The 1819-nt window shown below is 53.0% G+C and carries 3 protein-coding genes; 2 read left to right on the forward strand and 1 reads right to left on the reverse strand.

Annotated elements, in window-relative coordinates; translation table 11 throughout:
* On the forward strand, window positions 1–355 hold a 355-nt coding region (locus GEU01_RS21390; protein ID WP_019086449.1), incomplete at its 5' end, for a transposase.
* Between the two features lie 77 nt (window positions 356–432).
* On the opposite strand, the gene fghA is transcribed toward GEU01_RS21390, so the two are convergent.
* Window positions 433–1260: an S-formylglutathione hydrolase gene (gene fghA, locus GEU01_RS21395; RefSeq protein WP_019087628.1), complete on the reverse strand. Its 828-nt coding sequence runs from the start codon at window positions 1258–1260 to the stop codon at window positions 433–435.
* Window positions 1261–1368: 108 nt separating this feature from the next.
* Between fghA and GEU01_RS21400 the strand changes: the two genes are divergently transcribed.
* Window positions 1369–1819, forward strand: a 451-nt coding sequence (locus GEU01_RS21400; RefSeq protein ID WP_198284481.1) for an IS4/Tn5 family transposase DNA-binding protein, incomplete at its 3' end; no start/stop codon positions are given.

The raw sequence follows: 1819 nt of genomic DNA on the forward strand, positions 1-1819 counted from the left end.
CCTCGTGCTCCCTGTCTGCAACCTGCACGGCATGCAGCTCCATCTCGCGGAGATTTCACGCACGGTCGCGCAGGGCGCTCACGCCGTCCTCATTGTGGATCAGGCCGCATGGCATACCAGTCAGAAGCTGGATGTTCCCTACAATATCACCATTCTCCCGCTGCCTCCCCGGGCTCCTGAACTGAACCCGGTGGAAAATCTCTGGCAGTTCCTGCGCAATACATGGCTCTCAAACAGGATCTTCAGAACCTATGACGATATCGTTGATATCGCCTGCCATGCCTGGAACCAGCTCGTCAATCAACCATGGCGCATCATGTCAATCGGACTGCGCAATTGGGCTCATGGGTTATAGCAATCAACGGTTGGTATAACAGATTTTATCTCCACTCAAAGCCAGAAAATTCCAGATCCAAAAAACTGACAATCTATTCATCGTAGTTTACTCACGAAATATCTGAGATGATCTGCAATAAAACTGGCTACAAAATAATAGCTGTGATCGTAATCAGGACGAAGATTCAGGATGAGTTCCTGCCCTGCATTCTGTGCGGCGTCCTGGAACAGTTCTGGCCTGAGCTGTTCTTTCAGAAACTGGTCCGCCAGACCCTGATCTATCAGAACAGGCAGTCTTTCCTTCGCTGTCCGCACAAGTTCAAGCGGGTCATAGGCTGCCCAACTGGCACGATCCGGACCCAGATAAGCACTGAATGCTTTTTTACCCCATGGTACCTGCGTTGGCGCCACAATGGGTGAAAAGGCTGACACAGAACGATAGCGGCCAGGATTACGCAGCGCGATCATGATGGCGCCAAATCCACCCATCGAATGTCCCGCAATGCCTCGCTGCTGCGTAACCGGAAAGCTCGCCTCAATCAGCGCAGGAAGTTCCGTGACGACGTAATCATACATCCGATAATGCGCAGCCCACGGCTCCTGCGTCGCATTGACGTAAAATCCGGCACCCTGTCCAAGATCATACGCATCGTCATCAGCCACACCCACGCCCCGTGGACTGGTATCCGACGCGACAATGGCGATGCCCAGTTCTGCGGCCACGCGTTGCGCGCCAGCCTTGCCAATGAAATTCTGCTCCGTACATGTCAGACCGGAGAGCCAGTAAAGAACGGGAACCTTTTCAGTTTTTGCCTGCGGCGGCAGGTAGATCGCGAAGTTTGCTTCCACACCCAACGACACGGACTTGTGTCGCCAGACTTCCTGCACGCCCCCAAAAGAGGCGTGTGTTTCCTTGCGTTCCATGGCTCTCACTGCCTTTTGCGCATGTCAGTTACCGTCCGTGAAGGTATAACTGCAGATCTTGTTCCCTGCCGGATCCCGGAGATAGGCAGCGTAAGCGCCCGGTAAGTCTTGCAGTTACCCACAAATCTGCTGTTCTTGAATTTTGTGCTTGATGCAGATGAATCTGTTGTGATTCCTTTTCTGTCACCTTTATGCAGGCGGGGTGTGAGAATGGTACAGGATTGGGTCATACAGGAAATATCCGGATCTGACCTTGGCGACGAGCGCCTGAACAGGCGTCTGGGCACGATGCTCGCGGCACTTGCTGAACGACCGGGCAAGTCTCTCCCGACGGCATTTCAGGATTGGTCTGCGACCAAGGCAGCATATAGATTTTTTGCAAATGCAAATGTAAGCGAAGACAAAATCCTTGAAGGGCATTTTTCTGCTACCGCCCAGCGTTTCGATGCGACTGCAGGGCCAGTCCTGATCCTGCAGGATACAACGGAGTTTTCCTTCACCCGAGCATCTCCCGAAAAGATCGGGTTTACCAAGGTCTCTACGGGAGGCAGGGAAAAAA

This window comes from Komagataeibacter europaeus LMG 18890 (assembly GCF_000285295.1).
GTDB lineage: Bacteria > Pseudomonadota > Alphaproteobacteria > Acetobacterales > Acetobacteraceae > Komagataeibacter > Komagataeibacter europaeus.